The 20,077-nt window shown below is 62.8% G+C and carries 18 protein-coding genes; 5 read left to right on the top strand and 13 right to left on the bottom strand.

Features of this window, described 5'->3' with window-relative positions:
• Window positions 1-196 precede the first annotated feature (196 nt).
• The 11 genes from JQ616_RS13830 to JQ616_RS13780 all read right to left on the bottom strand — a co-directional run bounded on the left by JQ616_RS13830 (window position 197) and on the right by JQ616_RS13780 (window position 12,224).
• On the bottom strand, window positions 197-799 hold the full coding sequence (locus JQ616_RS13830) for a tetratricopeptide repeat protein (protein WP_433995967.1): 603 nt from the start codon (window positions 797-799) through the stop codon (window positions 197-199).
• A 249-nt stretch (window positions 800-1,048) separates the two neighbouring features.
• Window positions 1,049-2,605 (bottom strand): monocarboxylate uptake permease MctP, encoded by a 1,557-nt coding sequence (gene mctP / locus JQ616_RS13825; RefSeq protein WP_349629991.1) that lies wholly within the window; start codon window positions 2,603-2,605, stop codon window positions 1,049-1,051.
• 204 nt (window positions 2,606-2,809) lie between these two features.
• Window positions 2,810-3,013: a DUF3311 domain-containing protein gene (locus JQ616_RS13820; RefSeq protein WP_433995966.1), complete on the bottom strand. Its 204-nt coding sequence runs from the start codon at window positions 3,011-3,013 to the stop codon at window positions 2,810-2,812.
• Window positions 3,014-3,529: 516 nt separating this feature from the next.
• The gene (locus JQ616_RS13815; protein WP_212015184.1) at window positions 3,530-3,952 is read right to left on the bottom strand and encodes a cupin domain-containing protein; all 423 of its coding nucleotides are present in this window, start codon (window positions 3,950-3,952) and stop codon (window positions 3,530-3,532) included.
• A gap of 80 nt (window positions 3,953-4,032) precedes the next feature.
• Window positions 4,033-5,766: an adenylate/guanylate cyclase domain-containing protein gene (locus tag JQ616_RS13810; protein ID WP_212015183.1), complete on the bottom strand. Its 1,734-nt coding sequence runs from the start codon at window positions 5,764-5,766 to the stop codon at window positions 4,033-4,035.
• A 132-nt stretch (window positions 5,767-5,898) separates the two neighbouring features.
• Window positions 5,899-6,453 carry a PAS domain-containing protein gene (locus JQ616_RS13805; RefSeq protein WP_212015181.1) on the bottom strand — a complete coding sequence of 185 codons (555 nt, stop codon included), beginning with the start codon at window positions 6,451-6,453 and terminating at the stop codon, window positions 5,899-5,901.
• 399 nt (window positions 6,454-6,852) lie between these two features.
• Window positions 6,853-7,239, bottom strand: a complete 387-nt coding sequence (locus JQ616_RS13800; protein ID WP_212015179.1) for a hypothetical protein — start codon at window positions 7,237-7,239, stop codon at window positions 6,853-6,855.
• Between the two features lie 362 nt (window positions 7,240-7,601).
• On the bottom strand, window positions 7,602-8,723 hold the full coding sequence (locus JQ616_RS13795) for an acyltransferase family protein (protein ID WP_212015178.1): 1,122 nt from the start codon (window positions 8,721-8,723) through the stop codon (window positions 7,602-7,604).
• Between the two features lie 188 nt (window positions 8,724-8,911).
• A complete protein-coding gene (locus JQ616_RS13790) occupies window positions 8,912-10,930 on the bottom strand; it encodes an acyltransferase family protein (protein ID WP_249136766.1) in 2,019 nt (672 codons plus the stop codon).
• A gap of 11 nt (window positions 10,931-10,941) precedes the next feature.
• The gene (locus JQ616_RS13785) at window positions 10,942-11,427 is read right to left on the bottom strand and encodes a hypothetical protein (protein ID WP_212015177.1); all 486 of its coding nucleotides are present in this window, start codon (window positions 11,425-11,427) and stop codon (window positions 10,942-10,944) included.
• Window positions 11,428-11,690: 263 nt separating this feature from the next.
• Window positions 11,691-12,224 carry a hypothetical protein gene (locus JQ616_RS13780; RefSeq protein WP_212015176.1) on the bottom strand — a complete coding sequence of 178 codons (534 nt, stop codon included), beginning with the start codon at window positions 12,222-12,224 and terminating at the stop codon, window positions 11,691-11,693.
• A gap of 154 nt (window positions 12,225-12,378) precedes the next feature.
• Here JQ616_RS13780 and JQ616_RS13775 point away from each other — a divergent pair, with 154 nt between their 5' ends.
• The 3 genes from JQ616_RS13775 to JQ616_RS13765 all read left to right on the top strand — a co-directional run bounded on the left by JQ616_RS13775 (window position 12,379) and on the right by JQ616_RS13765 (window position 14,268).
• Entirely contained in the window at window positions 12,379-12,687 is a 309-nt protein-coding gene (locus JQ616_RS13775) for a helix-turn-helix transcriptional regulator (RefSeq protein WP_212015175.1), read from the top strand.
• 164 nt (window positions 12,688-12,851) lie between these two features.
• Window positions 12,852-13,649, top strand: a complete 798-nt coding sequence (locus JQ616_RS13770; RefSeq protein ID WP_212015174.1) for a rhomboid family intramembrane serine protease — start codon at window positions 12,852-12,854, stop codon at window positions 13,647-13,649.
• A 190-nt stretch (window positions 13,650-13,839) separates the two neighbouring features.
• Window positions 13,840-14,268 carry a CBS domain-containing protein gene (locus JQ616_RS13765; protein WP_212015173.1) on the top strand — a complete coding sequence of 143 codons (429 nt, stop codon included), beginning with the start codon at window positions 13,840-13,842 and terminating at the stop codon, window positions 14,266-14,268.
• Between the two features lie 2 nt (window positions 14,269-14,270).
• Here the strand turns inward: JQ616_RS13765 and JQ616_RS13760 are convergent, their stop codons facing one another.
• A complete protein-coding gene (locus JQ616_RS13760; protein WP_349629990.1) occupies window positions 14,271-15,317 on the bottom strand; it encodes a patatin-like phospholipase family protein in 1,047 nt (348 codons plus the stop codon).
• 270 nt (window positions 15,318-15,587) lie between these two features.
• Between JQ616_RS13760 and JQ616_RS13755 the strand changes: the two genes are divergently transcribed.
• On the top strand, window positions 15,588-16,658 hold the full coding sequence (locus JQ616_RS13755; protein ID WP_212015171.1) for a hypothetical protein: 1,071 nt from the start codon (window positions 15,588-15,590) through the stop codon (window positions 16,656-16,658).
• Window positions 16,659-16,840: 182 nt separating this feature from the next.
• Complete coding sequence (locus JQ616_RS13750) at window positions 16,841-19,324, top strand: putative bifunctional diguanylate cyclase/phosphodiesterase (protein WP_212015169.1); 2,484 nt, start codon at window positions 16,841-16,843, stop codon at window positions 19,322-19,324.
• A gap of 114 nt (window positions 19,325-19,438) precedes the next feature.
• Here JQ616_RS13750 and JQ616_RS13745 read toward each other — a convergent pair whose 3' ends face one another.
• Window positions 19,439-20,002: a nitroreductase family protein gene (locus JQ616_RS13745; protein ID WP_212015167.1), complete on the bottom strand. Its 564-nt coding sequence runs from the start codon at window positions 20,000-20,002 to the stop codon at window positions 19,439-19,441.
• Between the last annotated feature and the right edge of the window lie 75 nt (window positions 20,003-20,077).

The raw sequence follows: 20,077 nt of genomic DNA, 5'->3' as shown, positions 1-20,077 counted from the left end.
ACAATGGGGACCCAACGCATCGAATTGGTTTTTTGCGGTGTCGCCGTCAGGGCACGGCCTCGGCAAAACTCCCGCAAAAGCGGACATGCGACCAGTGCGGCTCAAAAGCATAGGCGCGTAGCCCGGATGAGCGGAGCGATATCCGGGGTCGTTCCACCCCGCATGTCGTTCCGCTCATGCGGGCTACATTGCGCGCTCAATAGACGAGATTCGTTCCCGGCGGCTTCTCCAGTGCCTCCGCCAGGGTGCGATACTCCGCGCAGTCAGTGCCACAAATCTCGGCGATCCGGCTCAGATGATACTGCGCAGCATCGCGGTTGCCCTGTTCGATCTGCCACAGGCCGTAATAATTCCACGTCAGCACATGGTTCGGATCAGCCTTCAGCGCGCGCTCGTACCAGATTTGCGACTGCTTGTAGTCGCCGAGCTTGCGGTAGGAGTAGCCGATCAGATTGGCGACGTTCGGATGGTCGTCGTTGCCGAGCGCGTGCAATTGCTCGATCGCGGCGGCGAAGTCGTTGCGCTCGTAGATCGTTGCATAGGCCGCGCGATAGCCCTCGCGGAATGCAGGATCCTCGAAGCTGGACTGCCTGGCCGGTTTCTTGGCCTTCTGCGTGGTCTTCTTGTCCTTTTCCTGAGGATAGGACGGCGCGGGCGTGCCGTAGCTCGACCCGTAGGGGTCTCCACCGCCTCCGCCACCGCCGCCTCCGGCGGCCATGGTTGATTGCGAGGGGAACAGGGTGAGCGGCACCATCAGGAATGCCGCAAGCGTTACGAGCTTCATCGGTGACTTGATCATGCGCACCTCCGAGGACAGCCGTTGACCTGAACCAACAACTCCGCGTGACGCGTGGCATTCCCCATTCTTCAAGAAAAATGTTGCGGGAAAGAATCTGGCAATCGCGCTGCCCGTCTGGCGCGGGCGGCGCCGCCGCGTGTTGCACACGCGGTGTCACGGTCCTGGAGCGGGCAGTCAGAATCTAACATTCGTGTTAGTTGCGCGGCATGCCCTCGGCCGGGCGCTGGCCGGGAGTCGTGTCGCCGCGGATCACGCCGTCGGCGACGGCGCATGATATTCGGTTGCGGCGGTTTCGTCGGTCGAGCCGGCGCCCAGTGAGGTGAGCAGCAGGGTGAGGACAACTGTCAGACCCAGGTTGACGATCACTGCGTAAAACGCCGCATAGCCTGGGAAGGTGAAGGTGCCGATCGCAAGCGCATAGGTCGGGGCAAGTTTCGCAGCGATGAACATCGTGGTGCCAGTGGCGATTCCGGCGGCCCAACCGATCAGCAATGCCCAATCATTGAACCAGCGGGTATACACGCCCAGCAACACCGAGGGCAGCGTCTGGATGATCCAGATGCCACCGAGGAGCTGCAGGTAAATCGCAAACTTGGACGGCAGGAAGATGATAAAGACCAGCGCGCCAAATTTGACAATCAGCGATACCCACTTTGCCATCTGCGCTTCTTGCCGGTCGGTCGGCTGTCGATTGATGAACTCGCGATGAATGTTGCGCGTATAGAGATTGGCCGCGGCAATCGACATGATCGCCGCCGGGACGAGTGCTCCGATCCCGACGGCCGCGAATGCGATCCCCACGAACCATGAGGGGAAGCTATGGAGGAACAGTGCCGGCACTGCAAAGTTGTTGCCGAATTGCTTGAAGCCGGCAGCATATTCGGGAAGGTCGCTGACGCCTGCGGCGATGGCGAAGAAGCCGATGAGCGCGAGCAGACCGAGCATGAACGAATAGCCCGGCAGCAGTGCGGCGTTGCGACGGATCGCGCGACCGCTGCTTGCAGCGAAGATCCCGGTGATCGAGTGCGGATAGAGGAAGAGCGCAAGCGCCGATCCCAGTGCCAGTGTCGCGTAAGCCCCATATGCGCCAGTCGTGTTGGCGCCGGGAGCAGCCAGCAGCAGCTTCGAGGCCGGTACGGCCGCAAAGATCTTCTCAAAGCCGCCCAGTTGGATCGGCACGACGACGACCGCAGCGAATGCGGTCACATAGATGAGGATGTCCTTGACGATGGCGATCGAGGCGGGGGCTCGTAGCCCGCTCGAGTAAGTGAAGGCTGCGAGTATGATGAAAGCGATGACGAGCGGCAGGTCCCCGGCGTAACCCTCTCCCGAAATGCCCAAGCCTCCGATCACGACCTGCAGCCCGACAAGTTGCAACGCGATGTACGGCATCGTCGCCACGATGCCGGTCACCGCGACTGCCAGCGCGAGCCAGCGGTTGCCGAAGCGCCCGCGCACGAAGTCGGCGGCGGTGATGTAATTGTGCTTGTGACAAACGTACCACAGTCGCGGAAATGCCAGGAAGAGAATGGGGTAGGCGACGATCGTGTAGGGGACTGCGAAAAACGCAATTGCGCCGGCCCCGAAGGCGAGTGCCGGAACGGCAATGAACGTGTAAGCCGTGTAGAGGTCGCCGCCGATCAGGAACCAGGTGACGATGGTACCGAAACGACGTCCTCCGAGCCCCCATTCATGCAAGAGGTCGAGGTCTCCCTGGCGCCAGCGGGCCGCGGCAAAGCCCAGCCAGGTGATGAAGACAAACAGCACCGCGAAAATGATGAAGGCGGTCCAGTTCACGTTCTGCACGGCACCCTCCGGTTAGCCCTCCGCGTTATCTCGTCGCTTTCTCCTCACTTCGGCAGTCCGGCCCGACATTGTTTCGGTGCGCAGCTCGATGTGATTGCGTTAAATCGTGATAGCGCTGCAGCTCCTTGTTGAGCATGACCTCCGCGCAAACGCATTCCGCGTTTGTCGCAACGGAGAACGCTTCACGCTTTTCCGGATCATGCTTTAGTCCTCGGTTGCAAAGTAGACGATCGCAGTCAGGACGGCTCCGATGATGATCCAAAGAAGTTGATACCAGTAGAAGAATGGCATGCCGATCCAGGATGGCTCGATCCTGTTGTAGAATGGCGGCCAGAGCACTGCGAAGAATTGAATGAGAAGGAGCAGGTACCACCAGCTCCATTCTGTACGTCTGATATGTCGATTCACGTTTCCTCCTCGGAGGAAGCCGGGCTCCTGCTGATGTTGCGCTCGCCACCGCCATCGCTCCGTGGTTTCAAAAACGCGCTGGAGCTCTGCGATCCATCACCAATGTCGCGCCAGCGACGAGGCTCGACCAGGTTGACGGCGAGCCGATCAACTCTCTTGCGGCATCCACGAGCTCAAAAGCGACCCACGGCAACGCGCCGCGGCCATCCAGTATATGACTTTCGCGGAACTTTGGTTCCTAATCGATGTCATTTCGCCAGTCAGAACCGGGCTTCAGGTTTGTTCGCAAGTGCAGCATTGTTATGTCGTGGACGGCACGTCGCCGCAGCCCTATTGGCCGCCGATTGATGGCACCCCACGGGGGAGAACGGAAACGAGGCCACGTCCATCAAATCCTTAATGTCGATCCGTATGCGCGGAGACGAGGATGATCGATGATGAAAACGGATCTCTCCGATATCGACCGAACCGGCTGAGCCTGCCTGCACAATTCATGACATTGACCGCCTGACGGCCTCAAGACGCCACAGGCACCAGCCCGTAGCGCAGCATGACTTCCTTCATCTTGGCGGGATCGGGCGCGCCGCAGGCGAGCAGCGCTGCCATCTCCTTGAAGTATTTTGGTCCGAGTGCGCCGGGGCTCAGCATGCAGAGACAGCTCGCGGGACCGTCCGAGCGGTTGGTGAAGCTGTGCACGATACCGCGCTTGATGAACAACGTCTCGCCGGCACCGAGGTCGATATCCTTGCCGGCGATCCGCCAGGTCGAGACGCCCGACAGCCCGTAGATCGTTTCGTCCCAGCTCTCGTGATAGTGCGGGATCGGCATCCGCGCGTTCGGTTGCAGCGTCATCTCGAACAGGTCGATGCTGCCGCCGGTGGTTTCCTTGCTCTGCAGGAATTTGAGTTGCAGGGCACCAATATTGATCAGCTCGGGCATGGCGGTCTCGATCGTGATTTGTACGCAGATTATGCGACTATGGCGCCAACGGCTTCCGTCCTCACTAGCGGGTTGTGCCGCTACTTATACTCCAGGTGCCAGGCGCCGTCCCAATCCGCAGCCGGCGGATGCTGCCTGAAGCTCGCGACGCGCGCCTTCATTGCGGTCGACGGGCCGTCGCCCGGCGCTACACCCAGCGCCGCGGTGAAGGCTTGATCGGCGTCGTCCCAGCGCTGTGCGCGATAGGCGGCGAGGCCGTCCGCATAGTGCTGCCGCAGCTCGGTCTGCGCTGGTGTCAGCTCGTCCTTCTTGCCGATGATCTCGAACACGGCGACCGGCAGGCTCTGCCCCATTACGACCAGGCGATCGATCTCGCGCAGCTCGATGGTCGCGGCGCAGGCCGCTGCGGTGGCTTCCGAGATCAGGCAGCGGCTGCCGTAGAACTTGTTGGCGCCTTCCAGCCGCGAGGCGAGGTTCACGGTGTCGCCGAGCACGGTGTAGCTCATCATGAATTCGGAGCCGATGCTGCCGACCAGCGCCTCGCCGGTCGCGATCCCGATCCGGATGTCGCAGTCGGCGGGGATCGCGCGCACGCCGAGCAGTTCGGGCAGATCCTTGCGCAGCTTGTTGACCTGGCCGACCATGTCGATGGCGGCAAGCGCCGCCAGATGGGTCTGCTCGGCCTCCTCGACGAACGGGGCGCCCCAATAGGCCATGATGGCGTCGCCGATGTATTTGTCGATGATGCCGCGATGCGCATGGACCGGCGCGGACATCGTCGACAGATAGAGGTTCATGATCTTGACGAGGCCGCTCGGGGTCACGCCTTCGCTCAGGTGGGTGAAGCCCTTCATGTCGCAGAACATCACCGTCATGACGCGGCGCTGCCCTTCGGTGGCGGCGATGGCCGGCTGCTCGAGCAGGCCTTCGGCGATCCGTGGATTGATATAGCGGCCGAAGGTCTCGCGGATGCGCTGGTTGTGGCGCAGCGTCTCGATCATGCGGTTGAAGGCGGCGGAGAGCTGTCCGATTTCGTCCTGGGTCGTGATGGCGATGGCGCCATCGAGCCGGCCGGCCTCGACCTCGCGGGTGCTCTCGAGCAGGCGCATCACCGGGCGGGTGATGCCGCTGCCGACCAGCATCGCGAACACGAAGCCGAGGATCGCGGCAATCGCGGTGACGACGCCGGAGATGATGATCGCCCGCTGCTGGGCGCTCATCACCTTGGCCGCGGCAGACGCGACCTGCGCCAGCATGTCGGTCCGGATGCTCTCGATCCGGTTATTGAAATCGTCGCGCAGGGCGTCGGCGCGGAGCGTGGTCGCTTTCGCGGCGGCAAACTCCTGGGCATCGAGCTGCTCGAGCAGCGTCTTGTTCTCCGCGTTCAGGCGCATCAGCAAGTCGTTGACGGCATTGTCGATGCGGTCATCGAGGCGCCCGAGCGCGGCATTGTCTGATGGCGTCGAGGGATCGGCGATGATCGCATCGATCTGCACGCGCGCGGCCTCGGCCTCGCGCTTGATCGTCGGCTCGATCTCGTCGAACGTCTTGCGCGCTGCCGCGTAGCCGCCGTCTTCGCCCGGCGCCTGCATCTTCGCCATCATCATCCGGCGCATCGCCAGCGACCGCTCCAGCGAGCGGATGTTGACGCGGGCGAGGTGGCCGTAGGCGGGGATGTAGCGGTTGGTGAGCTCGTCGAGGAGATGGCCGACCTGACCCGCCATCACCATGGACAGCAGCGAGGTGATCACCGCGAGGACGATCAGTCCCGCGGCAATGCCAACGATCTTCTGCTTGATCGAATTTCGAAACATGCCGAGCCCCGCCGCAGCTGCATTGAGCGGGTCACGCCCGCTGTGGCGGCAAGACAGCTAATAGAGTTCCGCGGGGCGCGGTGCAAGCGATCGGCACCGGTCATCCCATGGCACGATGGGCGAGGAGGGCGGCTAGCGCAGCCCTTCGTAGACCATCAGGCCGCGCGCGATCGCGAGCTTGCGCAGGGTGCGCGGCACAAACCGCTCCTGGGGATGCAGGTAGCGCCACGAGGTCAGCACCAGGTCGCGCAGCCTCGTGACGTCGTCCTCGAACGGGGCGAGCAGGCCGGTCAGGCTTGCCGGCATATGGACGCGGGCGGTGAACGGCAGCAGCAGCAGTTCAAGATGCGCCTTGGCACCGGCCTCGGTCGTGGCGGTGATGCCGGCGATGGCCGGCAGGGTCTCTTCGACGACGCAGGTGATGATGTCCTCGATCTCGCCGCGGCTCTCGCCGGTGAACAGCGCGGAAAAGCTCTGGTTCTTGAGGTCGCGGCCGAGCAGGGCGGAGGTGCGGGTGCCGGCGACGCGGAACGGGAAGCGGGTCTCGCCGTCATAGGACAGCACGAAGATGTCGGACAGCAGCTCGCGCACCGCGGACGGCTCGAACTCACTCCTGTCGGGTGCACGCGCGGTACCACGCTTCGCATTCCAATAAGCGAAGTATTCGCGGCTGGAGCTGTGTTTCATCTAACGAACCTTGCCCGGCGCCTGTCTCGGCGGGACACATCTGTCCCGGTTTTGCTCAGGCGCCTTCCCTTCTCTGTTGTGCAGGGAAGGCTGTGCAGCGTCCATGCCGTGGCCGCGGTTTGGGCGGCTTATCGGCAGCTTTGTGTTGTTAACGTAAATTTAACTATGTCCTTGGCGTCCGCGACGGGCCCGCATAGGGTTGCGGCGTTCCCGTTCGCCGGCTGCCCCAAGCGCCGGCGGGGTTGGTACACAGGTGGCGTCAAACAGTTTGGTCATCGTGCGGGGAGGGGTGGGGATGGTCTCCCGATCCCTCTGGGGCATGACAAGACCGACCGATCAGGGAGGGTGTTCTCAGCACCCTCCCTTTTCTTTTAAGGGTTTGTATTTGCTAGCAATTTTCTAGTTTTGGAAAGCCTGGGCCGTACCGTTTTCTAAATCTTGTTCCGTTCCTGTTCGCGCGTCGCGGATCGTTTCCATCACACGGGCGGTGATGTGCTCGACTAGGGCGGCCTCGGAGACGCCGGCTTTCGGCTTCAAGTACTGGCCGAAGAACACCTTGATGATCCGCGCCTCCTGTTCGACATGCCGAGTGTATTGCCGGCCCGTCCTGACGTCGCGGTCGCCAAGGGCGGCGGCAACCTGATCATCGTTGGCGCCGGTGACACGCTTGATCTCCGCCGCGAAGGTGACGCGCAGCCCATGCTTAGTTATTCCGGGGCCGACTATGTCGTCACGCGCCAGCGTGCGGACGGTGGCGTCAGCATCTGTTATCCAGTCACTTCGCAAGACGACGAAGTGGATTGTTCTGAGCAGCGCACCATAGATCGCGCATTGGGAAAAGACATCCCATTGGATGCTGTGTCACCAACGGTCATCGACCTAGAGGCCATCCCGCAAGATCAAACGTTTTTTGATGCGTGGCAGCAGAGCGGCGGAGCGATTGTACACAACATGGAAAAGTGCCGCGCGATCTTCAGGAGCAGAATGCGCGTGGCGCGCGCCGCGACTTGCCGCCCTAGACGTTGAGTATCAGCGCGCGGACGAGGCTGGCGACGTCGCGCGTAAGCAGTCAATCGCCGCAAGAAAACGGGCGCTGCGGGACGTCACCAAGAGTCCCCAGCCTGGCGCGGCGAAGTCGCCAGAAGCACTCAAAGCAGTTTGGCCGCCGGATATTCTTGGGCCAAATTGATCGAAGGGGCCGCGGGCAGTCGTGCTCCGAACCGCCGACGGTAGCGATCGATTGGCAAGATGACCAGCCACAACAGCGCAGCGCTGAAAAGCACTGTTGCACAGACATAGGCGAAGTTGTCGGGCGTCATCAGCGATGGGCTGTAGCGGACCATCGTCTCCGCAACGAAGAGGTGAGACAAGTACATTGGATAACTCAGCTCGCCGATCATGCTGTCGAGCCGGGAGTCTCGAAAAGCCATGAATAGCATCGGGCACGCGGCAATGATTATAAGGATCATCCTGGGATTGAGCAGGAACAGCGTTTGCGAGAACCCATAGACCTCCGCTGGCGGTACGATGACGACGAACGCCACCGCTGCAAGGCAGACGATCCCGACAGTCTTCAGTACGCGCGCAGGGACAAAGTGCAGTCCCTTGCCGGCGAAGTAAGCTAGTCCGCCAGCAGCGAACATGGTCATTTCCGCAGGCGCAAAGCGATAGAACCACGGATCGAGAGCCGGCGGGGACCAGTAGCCGATAGCAAGGCGGGTCGCCAACCCGATGCAGAGCAGCGCGATCAGCCTGACGGGGGAACGGCAAACGAATGGAGCGATCGCGTAGAATATGAGCTCGACACCGACGCTCCACATCTGAGGCACGAGCATCAGGCCGTTCAGCTGGGGTCCCGGCTCGGTGCCGAAATGTGTGGTCGGGAAGAGAGAGCCGTCCGGGCTAATCGCGAAGAAAAGAAAGAGGTCCTGGAAGAAGATTGTAGCGTTGCTCACGATCACGAACAGAGCGCCCGCGGCATCGAGGTTCGTGACGCCGGCGACGATTGTGGAACCCTTGAACACCACGAGTGTCAGGAGCGCCACCACCGCATAGGCCGGCCACAGCCGCAGATACCTACTGAGATAGAACTGGCGAACGCTTCGGTACCCGGCGCGGGTGTCGAGCACCATAGTGATCAGAAAGCCGGAGATCACATAAAAGGCTTGGACCGCGGTAATTGCGTTGAGAAGCTGATGGCTGAAAAACGTCGCGCCGCGCGCGTGGGTGACGACGACGCAAAGCGCCAGCAAAAATCGAAGTGTCCCCATATTTCCGCTCGGTTCCAGTTTGTACCGGCGACCATACCGCGCTGCAACCTTACCGAGCAAGCGCACAAGTTGCGGTATCAGCCCACCTCGCGTCATCGGCGCAGGTGAGAGTCCTGGTACTGGCAAAAAAGGGGCGTTTCGTTTGTGCGCGCTGTGCCATTCGTTTTTGCGCGCTGCTAAAGGTTCATCTAGTCTCGTGCAACCGAAGTTGCCTCCGTATTAAGTGCAGCAGGCAAGCCGAAGAGGGCGACAAGGTCTCGCAGTACCTCTGGTTTGAGGTTGCGGCGAATGTGGCCGGCGTCCCGGTACAGGAATTCGTTGTTCAACCACGTCTTGCATCCCGCAACGCCGCACAGCGCGTCGTGCGGGATCACGACGGTGACGTTCGGATTCCGATGCGCGATGTCCCGAAACATGTTGTCGGTCGGAATCGAAAACGTCTGCAGCCGCTGCTGTTCGACTTTGTCGGGAGCGCATTGTCGCCGCAAAAGGCCAGTTGCGCCTAGCGTAGCGCAGGGAATGGGATCGCGGATGAATTGCGGTATCATCCCAAAGATCACGAACCTGCGCCCGGGGCTCGAGGCCTGCTGGATCAGATCTTCAAGACCGGCTGTATCGAGCTCGATCCCCGTCTTATTGCCGAGCGTGCCGTCCTGCTCCGTTATCTCTGGAAAGTACGCCCAAGCGGACGCCAGGATGACGAGGTTGATCGACGGGTCATCGTGAAGGAGTTTGATGGCACGCTGCCTCTGATCGGCGCACTGTTCGCGGTAATTCGGCAGTCCGGCAAAGTTGCGGTAGATATGCTGGTTGAACATTGCGGGGCAGGAGGCAAAGAGCAGCGTCCCGTAATTCGGAATGGCGGATTGCACCAGCGGCGCGAAATGCTCAGCGTGACTGTCGCCCCAGAGGAGAGCTTTCGACTTGGCCGTCGCCCACGGCTGTCCGAACGTACAATAGGTGTTGTTGAGCTGGGGCACGAACTTAAATGCCGGACACGGCCATTCCCACATGACCTCGAGGCTGCGCAAATCCTCGATGTCGGACGTGATGCGTTTCGGAAAGCCGTCGGCGCTGTCGACATACATGCCGCCGCAGAAGATCATGAGCGCGGCAACGAGTCCGGCAAGGACGGTCTTCGATGCGTCGGGGCGAGGGCGGCGGAACGGCTGCTCTATGTAGCGATAGGACAAGGCGGCAAGCGCGATCGAGACGAGAGTGAGCGCAATCGCTTCCCGGATCCGCGGTTCTCCGCTGTTTATGTAGACGCGGTACAGCACCCACACCGGCCAGTGCCAGAGGTACAGGCTATAAGAGATCAGGCCGAACGGGGCGAGGAGGCCGAGACATCGCGCAGAGCGAACTGCTGTCTCACGGGGCCAGATGACGAGCGCAGCACCAACGCAAGGCAACAGCGCCGCTGCGCTCGTAAACGTCTCTTCGCTGATCACAACGAAACCGGTGATGATCAGGGCGAGGCCGGCGACGGTCGCAAGCTCAGCGCCCTTGCCGCGCAGCCGGGGCAGGAAGGCTAGCAGCGCGCCAAGCGAGAGCTCCCACGCCCGCGTCACAGGAAAGTAGAAAGCAGTCTTGGGCTCGTCCGCGAAGTAGATCGCGCCAACGGCAAAACCAATCATCGCGAGCGCTATGATGATCGCCGCGGTATCGTTGCGCTTGCCACGTCTGACGATGACCGCAAGCAGGATCGGCCACACGACATAAAACTGTTCTTCGACACCCAGCGACCAGGTATGCAGCAGTGGCAACAGGTCGGCGGACCGATCGAAATAGCCGGTGTGATTGAGGAAGTAGAAGTTCGACGTTCCGAAGGCGGCTGCGGCTGCGCTGTTGGCGAGGCTGACGTAGTCGCCAGGCATCAACAGCAGGTTGCCGGCAATGAGCGTCACCCCCAGCATGACGAGCAGCGCCGGCAGGATCCGCCTAACGCGCCGATCGTAGAAGCCGAGAATGGAAAAGCGGCCTTGGTCGATCTCTTTCGCAAGGATCGAAGTGATCAGAAAGCCTGAGATCACGAAGAAGACGTCAACACCAGTGAACCCGCCGGTCAGCAGCCGCCAACTCGGGGGCAACGACAGCCCGTAATGGAACACAAGCACCGACAGCACGGCGACGGCACGCAGGCCATCGATGTCGCGGCGATAGTCTGCATCCGCAATCGACCGGCCCCGCCCCATAATACCATGCATTCCGCGCCTGCCTATCCCACGGCGTACTGCGAGATGAGCCACGTCAGATAGCCAACGCTGACAGGAGAAAAGAGCATCGCAACGCTCTTAACGGCAACGCCAGTGCAGGCTACGCCGCTGCACGCGTTCCAACTGCTTGCAAGGAAGTGACCGCACGCGAAAAGGCCAAGCGCGAGCGATATTATGCGCCTGCCTTCAGTTCCGTATGAGATAGTTTCGATTGCATCCGAGACAGCGCTTAACGCTTTGACAATGGCATCCAGGACGGTGCCCAACATGCGACCGATAGAGTTGAGGCCCGCGTCCAGCGCTCTAGTAAAGGCATCGAGGACGCCGGAAAGTCCAAGCGCGTGCAGCCACCAAATGGGCCAAAGACAAGAGCCAACGATCTGTTTGATGCCGATGCGGCCGGCGCGGGAAAAAGCCCCGAATGTGGTCAAGGTGCCGTATCCATAAACTGCGATGGCCGCAACAGTAAAAATCGTGAAAGTATCCATCGGGAAAGCCCCCCATCCCACGCCACAAATTCGTCGCGATTCTGAATTGTCTCAACTTTCGCGCGAGGTCAATCCAGCTTTTTGTACGGGCACGGCGGCTCGGTCTACATTCAGGAGGACGCTTCCGAAAAGACCTAAACGGCTATTTCTGTGAAGCTAACCCTTCCGCTCGTCCTGTCTACCATGTTCCCCCGACCAGATTCATTCCAAGATATTCCAGGTTTCGCGAAATTCGTGCGTCTGCGACTCATATAATGCATCCGCTAATTGCGCCGAATGTTGACTGCTTTCGGCCAACGGTGTCGCGGGAAAGCGCCTCCATAGTTTGAGACAATATCAAATTCCTTCTCCCCGTCCGTCACTGCGTCTGTCTGTTCTGTTCCGTCTGCAGCAATCGAAACTCTAGTATCGGGGCCTTCGTAAGGCTTCTTGAGTTTCAGAAAGCGCTTCCATCCCATCGAGTCACCGATGTGCGCATTGGTGGCTCTTCGAACCTTGCCGTCCTCAATCACATGCAGCTTTTTGGCCGCGGTGCTGTTGCACAACACAAGGAAATCCACGTGTTCAAGGTTGCGCATCCGCAACCATTCGACGGAATCAAGACTTGGGCCTTTAGCCAGAGCTGCAGCCAGATCTATAATCGCCTTGTAGGCCGCGCCGAAGTCTCCAGCAAAACCGACCGCAAGATCGCCGGACAATATCTGTATCTTCAGGCTATGGAATTCGCCATTTACCGGGCCCACGTCATCGTGAAGTTGAAAATGCTCGTGGCTTGAGAGGGTGGATGCGATCGTCACAGCTACTTTGCCAGCCGCACGCCAGGCCCGCCATCAATCGACTGACCTTCCTCGAGGAAGATGACGCCTGCTGATTCGGGGGCGCGCCTCATCTTCTCGACGCTGCTCAGGCGAGCGTCCTGACGCAAACACCGTGACAGCAGCCCCTCGCTAGATGCTCAGCGTCAGGCAGGTGCTGGCGGTCGTGCCTTTCAGCCGACGCACGCTTTACCGGGAAATGGACGAAGGCCGGTTCCCTAAGTCGCGTGAGATCGCACCGCGGCGCATTGCCTGGTACGAGGACGATGTGAAGGACTGGCAGAAGGCTTTGGACAGGAAGGCTGCGCCGCAGGGTCAGGTGTGTCTTACATGCCTGCGCGCACCGGGTTACGCCCTAGCGTGTTTTCCAAATGCTGATTTGTTCTGTCGTTTTCAGTCGTTTTTGGACGCCACGTTTTCCAAAATTCATAAGCGGGAACAATAGCAGGGGGAAATTCTCAGCACCCTCCCTTTTCTTTTGTCTGGCCTATTGTCCCGATCCTGGCGCTGCGCGACCGGCAATGTCCGATTTCGGGACTGTGCACTTGCACAGGGGTGTGAAAGCCGCCTATCTCTGGTTTCACAGCCGCATTCGAGGTCGCCGACCCCTTGGACTCCCATCCCGAATCCCCGCTCGCGCCGCCGCCCGAGGCGCCGCGTGAGCCGATCCTGACCCTTCCGCCGGCGCTCACCGCCTACATCCTGCTGCTCGCGGTGATCCATCTGCGGGTGCTGCTGCCGCCGGAGATGGAGAACTGGACCATCGACGTGTTCGGCTTCATCCCGAAGCGCTACGATTCGACGCTGCTCGACGTCACCTTCCCGGGCGGGGACGGCGCCAAGGTCTGGACCTTCGTCACCTATTCGCTGCTGCACGCCAACCTCACCCACATCGGCTTCAACGTGCTGTGGCTGCTGCCGTTCGGCAGTGCGCTGGCGCGGCGCTTCGGCGCGGTGCGCTTCTTTGTCTTCATGGCGGTGACGGCGGCGGCCGGTGCGCTTGCGCATCTGCTGACCCATGAGCACGCGATCGCGCCGATGATCGGTGCATCGGCGTCGGTGTCGGGCACGATGGCAGCAGCGATCCGCTTCGCCTTCGTGAAGGGCAGCTTCCTGTCGTTCAGCCGCGGCGATGCCGAAGCGGCCGCCAGGGTGCCAGCGCTGTCGCTGTGGCGGGCGCTGCGCAACGGACGGGTGCTCGCCTTCCTCGCGATCTGGTTCGGCGTCAACATCCTGTTCGGTGCCACGTCGCTGTCGCTCGGTGGCGAGGATACGGTCGTCGCCTGGCAGGCCCATATCGGCGGCTTCCTCGCCGGGCTGTTGCTGTTCTCGCTGTTCGATCCGATCCCGCGCGCGCGAGACGATGCTGCAGATGCGTCGTCGGTGGATCAGTCGGGGCGCGTCTGATCGCCGCTTGCGGCTCGGTTCGAATTCCTCCATCATCTTTGCGACGCAGAAACAAAGCGGGCCGACAAATCGAGCCCAGCTACTGACCGCGCCCCGGAACCGAAATCGGCGCGGAACTGTTGATTGAAGACTCTGGCGAACAGGCGCGATCCCGTCGAGGCGGGGCGCGAGCGGATTCAGGGAGGCGACAATGACGGTACGTTCCATTCTCGATGCAAAGGGCCATCAGGTCATGAGCGTCGCGCCCGGCGCGAAGCTGTCGGCGGCGGTCAAGCTGCTCGGCGAGCGCAAGATCGGCGCGGTGCTGGTGATGGAGCAGGGCCGGATGGAAGGCATCCTGTCGGAGCGCGACATCGTGCGCGTGCTCTCAGAGCGCGGCGCGGGCGCGCTGGACGAACCGGTGAGCTCTGTGATGACCAAGAAGGTCGTGAGCTGCCGTCAGTCCGATACGGTCAGCGCCATCATGGAGATGATGACGACAGGCAAGTTCCGCCATCTGCCCGTGCTCGAGGACGGCAAGGTGGTCGGGCTGATCTCGATCGGAGACATCGTCAAGAGTCGCGTGCAGGAATATGAGCGCGAGCAGGAAGCGCTGCGCGACTACATCAAGACCGCCTGAGATTATTTCCCGGTGCTGCCGGCGCCGCTCGACGGCGGCGCCAGGACCTCGATCGCTTCCTCGATCGCGCCGATGGCGCGTTCGGCGGCGCGGATGCCGTGCGCGATCAGGTCGTCGGCGCGGTGGAAGTCGAACCAGCCGATCTGGCCGACCCGCGGCGAGATCAGCATGTCGGGCGGGTCGCCGGCGAGACGGGCGCGGGTGATGCGGTCCTGCATGATGTTGAAGGCGTCGACCATGACGCTGGAGATGCCGGGCCGGGTGGCGCTGCCGAAGAACTCCCGCTTCACGGTGCGTTCGGCCGAGAAGAACCGACCAAAGCGGCGCTTCGGCGGCTCCGACTCCACCTCTGGCTCGGCGGTCACCGCGACCGTTACCTCAGGCGTCGGCACCGCGCCGTGATTGTAGATCGTGGTCGAGTGCGCGAACACGTCGCTGGAGAGGTTGGCCGCAATGACGATCTCGGCGCCGAGCGCGCGCGCAGCTGAGACCGGCACCGGGTTGACCAGCGCGCCATCGACCAGCCAGCGGTCGCCGATCAGCACCGGCGCGAAGATGCCGGGCAGGGCGTAGGAGGCGCGCATGGCGTCGACCAGCGGGCCCTGGGTCAACCAGATCTCGTGGCCGGTGCGGACCTCGGTTGCGACGCTCGCAAACTTGATCGGGAGGTCCTCGATCATGGATTTTCCCAGCGCCGCCTCGATCTCGGCGGCCAGCTTGGTGCCGCCGATCAGGCCGGAACCGTTGAGGCGGATGTCGAGATAGCCGAGCACGCTGCGCGGCTGCAGGCCGCGGGCCCATTTCTCCAGCGTTTCAATATGGCCGGCCGCATAAGCGCCGCCGACCACCGAGCCGATCGAGGTGCCGACGACGACATTGGGGACGATGCCATGGGCGAGCAGGGTCTTGATGATGCCGATATGGGCAAAGCCCCGCGCGGCGCCGCCGCCGAGCGCCAGCCCGATTACCGGCCGGCGAACCGGTCCCAGTCCTACCTTGTCGGGGCCGTCGGAGCTCTTGTGGCCTCGGCCCATCCAGCTATCCAACACGACAAATCTCCTGCCAGCGCGAGACTAGGCTGCACTGCATGGCTGCGCCAGCGTCGTCCGTCTTCATGGTTAGTCCCGACAGGCATGATTCATGCCCCGGGTCGTCCGCGGTAGGCAGGGAATGTGACTGGACCGCGACATCAGGGCTAACATCGGCTTGATCGAGCGGTTCCAAACCGGGGCTTTGCGCCGCCCGGACTGTGACAAAACCCTTGGACGCCCCTCGGACGAAGGCTTGAATTTGCCGCGTTTTCGTTGAAAAGCATGGGGATGACTTCGAGGGGCAACGGCATCGGCGGATGCGGGCGGGGCACGCGGCTCCTTCCGCTATTGACGCTTGCGGCTTTTTTGCTCGCCCTGATCCCCAATTCCGTATCGGCGCAGTTCTTCAGCGACCGGCCGCCGCCGATCCCACCCGCGTCGGTGCCGGAGGTACCGACCGGCCCGGCGCTCAATCTGGCGCCGCCGTCCGGGGCCGGTTCCGGGCCGGTTCTGCCCGGTCCGCTGAACCAGCCGACCATCGTCCAGCCCTCGATTGCGACCGTGCCCCCGGTGACCCCGCCGGCCGGGTCCCCGACCGCCGGACAGGCGGTGCTGGCGCTGACGGCGCGGTACGGCAAGGACCTGCCGGTCATCAATGCCGGGCTGGTCTGGCGGGTGTTCGCCGACAAGCCTGACGACAACGGCACCTACAAGCTGATCCGGGAGGAGCGCGGCGCAACGCCCAACCTCGTGCTGCCGCCCGGCAATTACGTGGTCCATGTCGCGCTCGGTCTCGTCAGCGCGGTGCGCGCCGTCAGCCTGAAGTCGGAGACCGATCGCGAGTCCTTCGTGCTGCCGGCAGGTGGCCTGCGGATCGAGGGCCGGGTCGGCTCGAGCAAGATACCGGCCAACCAGATTTCGTTCGCGATCTACAAGGGCAGCCAGTTCGACGGCTCGGACCGCGGCCCGTTGGTGCCCAACGTCTCCGCCGGCGACGTCGCGCTGCTGCCCGAGGGCACCTACTATATCGTCTCCAACTACGGTGACGCCAACTCGGTGGTGCGTTCCGACATTCGCGTCGCGGCGGGCAAGCTCACCGACGTGACCGTCACGCATCGGGCTGCGGTCATCACGCTCAAGCTCGTCAGCGAGAAGGGCGGCGAGGCGCTCGCCAACACCGCGTGGTCGGTGATCACGCCGGGCGGCGACGTGATCAAGGAATCGATCGGCGCGTTCCCGCGCGTCGTGCTGTCCGAAGGCGAGTATCGCGCGATTGCCAAGAACGAGGGCAAGGTGTTCGAGCGTCCGTTCAACGTCGTCAACGGCGTCGACGGCGAGGTCGAGGTCGTGGCGCGTTGACGTCCGGCCGGGTTGCATTTTCATGCAATTGTCATGGTCTCTAACGCCAACTAACCATCGCGCAAAATTGAGCCGTCATAATCGCTCGCGGTGATGCGCGGGCTCACTATTTTTACACGGCATTAAGCCGCGGCATGACTTGGATGCCACGGGGATAAGCGTTTGCGTGAACGGGGCGTGCCATGCACATGGCCAACAAGAAATCAGCAAAGACATCGGCCAAGTTCAGTTCCGAGATGTTCGCCGACGTTCCGGTGCTGCAACGCAAGTGGCAGGCCGCGGTTCGTCCCGGCGAGAAGCTGCCGCACTATGAGGACGTGATGCTCGGCAGCCTCGGCCGGCTCGCGGATCACATCGTGTTGTTGCGCGAGGTCGATGGCGTGCTGTGCGCGTCCCATACCGGCCGCTATGTCCAGACCTGGCTGAACGACGAGCGCTGGGACATTCCGCTCAGCGCGCTGCCGCCGGACTGCGCCACCGCGCTGACAGAAGCCGCCGCAAACGCGCGCGCGAACTGCCGGCCCTATCTCGCGTCGGCGCATTGCGTGCGCGATGGCCTGGTGCGGACCTTCGACGTGCTGGCGCTGCCGACGCGGTCGCGCTGGGGCGGTATCCTGGTCGGTGTCTACGTCAACGAGTGCAATGCGCAGTACAATCTTCTCGACACGATCTTCTCGGCCACCGACGAGGGCGTGCTGTCGCTCGCCGCGATCCGCGACGCGCAGGGCGAGCCGGCCGACTTCCAGGTCGTGCATCTCAACCAGGGCGCCGCAAGGCTCCTGATGCAGCCCGCGACCGAATTGCTGTGGCGCAGGCTCAGCGCCGGCGGCAATCCGCTCGCAGCGCCGGCGGTGATGAACCGTTTGCGCGGATTCGTCGGCAGCGGCCCCGGCGGGCAGTTCGAGATCGACAGCGGCGATCGCTGCCTCAGGCTCGGCGTCACGGCGTTCAGCGACATGCTGTCGCTGACGGTCACCGACGTCACCGCGCTGAAGCAGCGCGAGGTGTCGTTCCGCCTGCTGTTCGAAAACAACCCGATGCCGATGTGGGTGTTCGACGCCGGCACGATGGAATTCCTCAGCGTCAACGACGCGGCCGTTCAGCACTATGGCTACAGCCGGGAGCGATTTCTCGGCATGACACTGCGCGAGATCTGGCCGGTGGACGAGTGGAACGTGCACAGCGCGGCGCTGCGCGAGATTGGCGACGTCTATCAATCGAGCCGCGACTGGCGGCATATCAGGGCCGACGGCACCGAGATCCATGTGCTGACCTTCGGACGCAAGGTGGCGTTCGAGGGGCGCGACGGCTATCTGGTCGCGGTGGTCGACATCACCGAGCGGCGCGCCGCCGAAGCGCGGATCGCGCATATGGCGCATCATGACGGCCTTACCAATCTGCCGAACCGCGACTTCTACCAGCAGCGTCTCGGCGAGGCGCTGGAGCGCGGCCGCTCCGGCAACAAGCGCGTCGCTGTCATGTGCGTCGACCTCGACCTGTTCAAGAACGTCAACGACTCCTTCGGGCATCCGATGGGCGACCGGCTGCTCAAGCTGGTGGCGGAGCGGCTGCGCGAGGCGGTCCGCGATGACAATGTGGCGGCCCGGCTCGGCGGTGACGAGTTCGCGATCGTGCTGGCCGCCGACGCTTCGCCGAACGAGGCCAGCGCCTTCGCCGAACGGCTGATCGATGCCTTGAGCGCGCCCTACAACATCGACGGGCTCGAGGTCGTGGTCGGCGCCAGCATCGGGATCGCGCTGTCGCCGGGCGACGGCACGAGTTCGGAAGAACTGATGCGCAATGCCGATATGGCGCTGTATCGCGCCAAGGCCGAGGGCGGCGGCGTGCACCACTTCTTCGAACCGGAGATGGATCAGCAGGCGCAGAAGCGCCGCGATATGGAGCGCGACCTGCGCGTGGCCTTCAACAACGGCGAGTTCGAGCTGCACTACCAGCCGCTGGTCGACATCGCGGCCGATCGCATCTCGGGCTTCGAGTCATTGCTGCGCTGGCGGCATCCGCAGAAGGGCATGGTCTCGCCCGCGGAGTTCATCCCGGTTGCCGAAGACATCGGCCTGATCGTAGCCCTCGGCGAGTGGGTGCTGCGCGAAGCCTGCGCCGAGGCGATGAAGTGGCCGGCTGACGTCAAGGTCGCCGTCAATCTGTCGCCGGTCCAGTTCCGCAGTCGCAATCTGGTCCAGGCCGTGATCTCGGCGCTGGCGCATTCCGGCCTGCCGGCGCGGCGGCTCGAACTCGAGATCACCGAGTCGGTGTTTCTCGCGGAGACCGAAGCCAACCTCGCGATCCTGCATCAGCTGCGCGAACTCGGCGTCAGCATCTCGATGGACGATTTCGGCACCGGCTATTCCAGCCTGAGCTATCTGCGCAGCTTCCCGTTCGACAAGATCAAGATCGACCGTTCCTTCGTCAAGGACCTGGCGCGGCGCACCGACTGCGTCGCGATCGTGCGCGCGATCTCCGGCCTCGGCCGCAGCCTCAAGATCACCACGACCGCGGAAGGCGTCGAGACGACGGATCAGCTCGACTGGCTGCGCGCCGAAGGCTGCAACGAGGTGCAGGGCTTCCTGTTCAGCGCCGCGAGGCCTGGGCACGAGATCGCGGCCTTGCTGCGCGGTTTTGCCGAGCGCGCGTCGAAGGCGGCCTGAGCATTCTCTGCGCTTGTCATGGCCGGGCCCGACCCGGCCATCCACCCCGCTTCGAAAGAGTCTCTGGTCTTGATGGATTGCCGGGTCAAGCCCGGCAATGACGAGGTCTACAGTCTAGAACCGCGTCACGATATCCGACAGCGCCGGGCGCGGGCGGTCCTCGCTCGGCTTGGTCGGAGTTCCGATGTGGATCAGGCCGGCGAGCTTCTCGTCCGGCTTCAGGCCGAGACCGTCGAGCACGTCGCGATCGAAGACGAACCAGCCGGTCAGCCAGCAGGCGCCGTAGCCGAGGGCCGTGGCGGCGGTGACGATGTTCATCGCGCTCGCGCCCGCCGACAGTTCCTGCTCCCACGGCGGCACCTTCGGGTGCGGTTTGGTGAAGGAGACGATGCCGATCACCAGCGGCGCATCGGTCAGGCGCTTCTTCTCGACCTCGATATCGGAGGCCGGCGCGCCGGGATTTTTCCGGGCGAAGACTTTTGCGATCACGTCGCCGGCGCGCGCGCGGGCGTCGCCCTCGAACACGATGAAGCGCCAGGGCGCGAGCTTGCCGTGGTCAGGCACGCGGGCACCGATCGTCAGAATGGTTTCGAGCTCGGCTGCGGACGGGCCCGGGCCGGTCATCTCGCGCGGTTTCATCGAGCGGCGTGTCTTCAGAAGTTCAATGGCATCGGGCACGGACATGTCCTTCAAGTGGAGTCGTGCCCCCAAGATGGGGGCACGACCAAGCCTGCGAAAGCCAGTTTAGACCGA

The organism is Bradyrhizobium tropiciagri (genome assembly GCF_018130545.1).
GTDB classification, from domain to species: domain Bacteria; phylum Pseudomonadota; class Alphaproteobacteria; order Rhizobiales; family Xanthobacteraceae; genus Bradyrhizobium; species Bradyrhizobium tropiciagri_A.
This window is presented reverse-complemented; position numbering and strand designations above follow the sequence as displayed.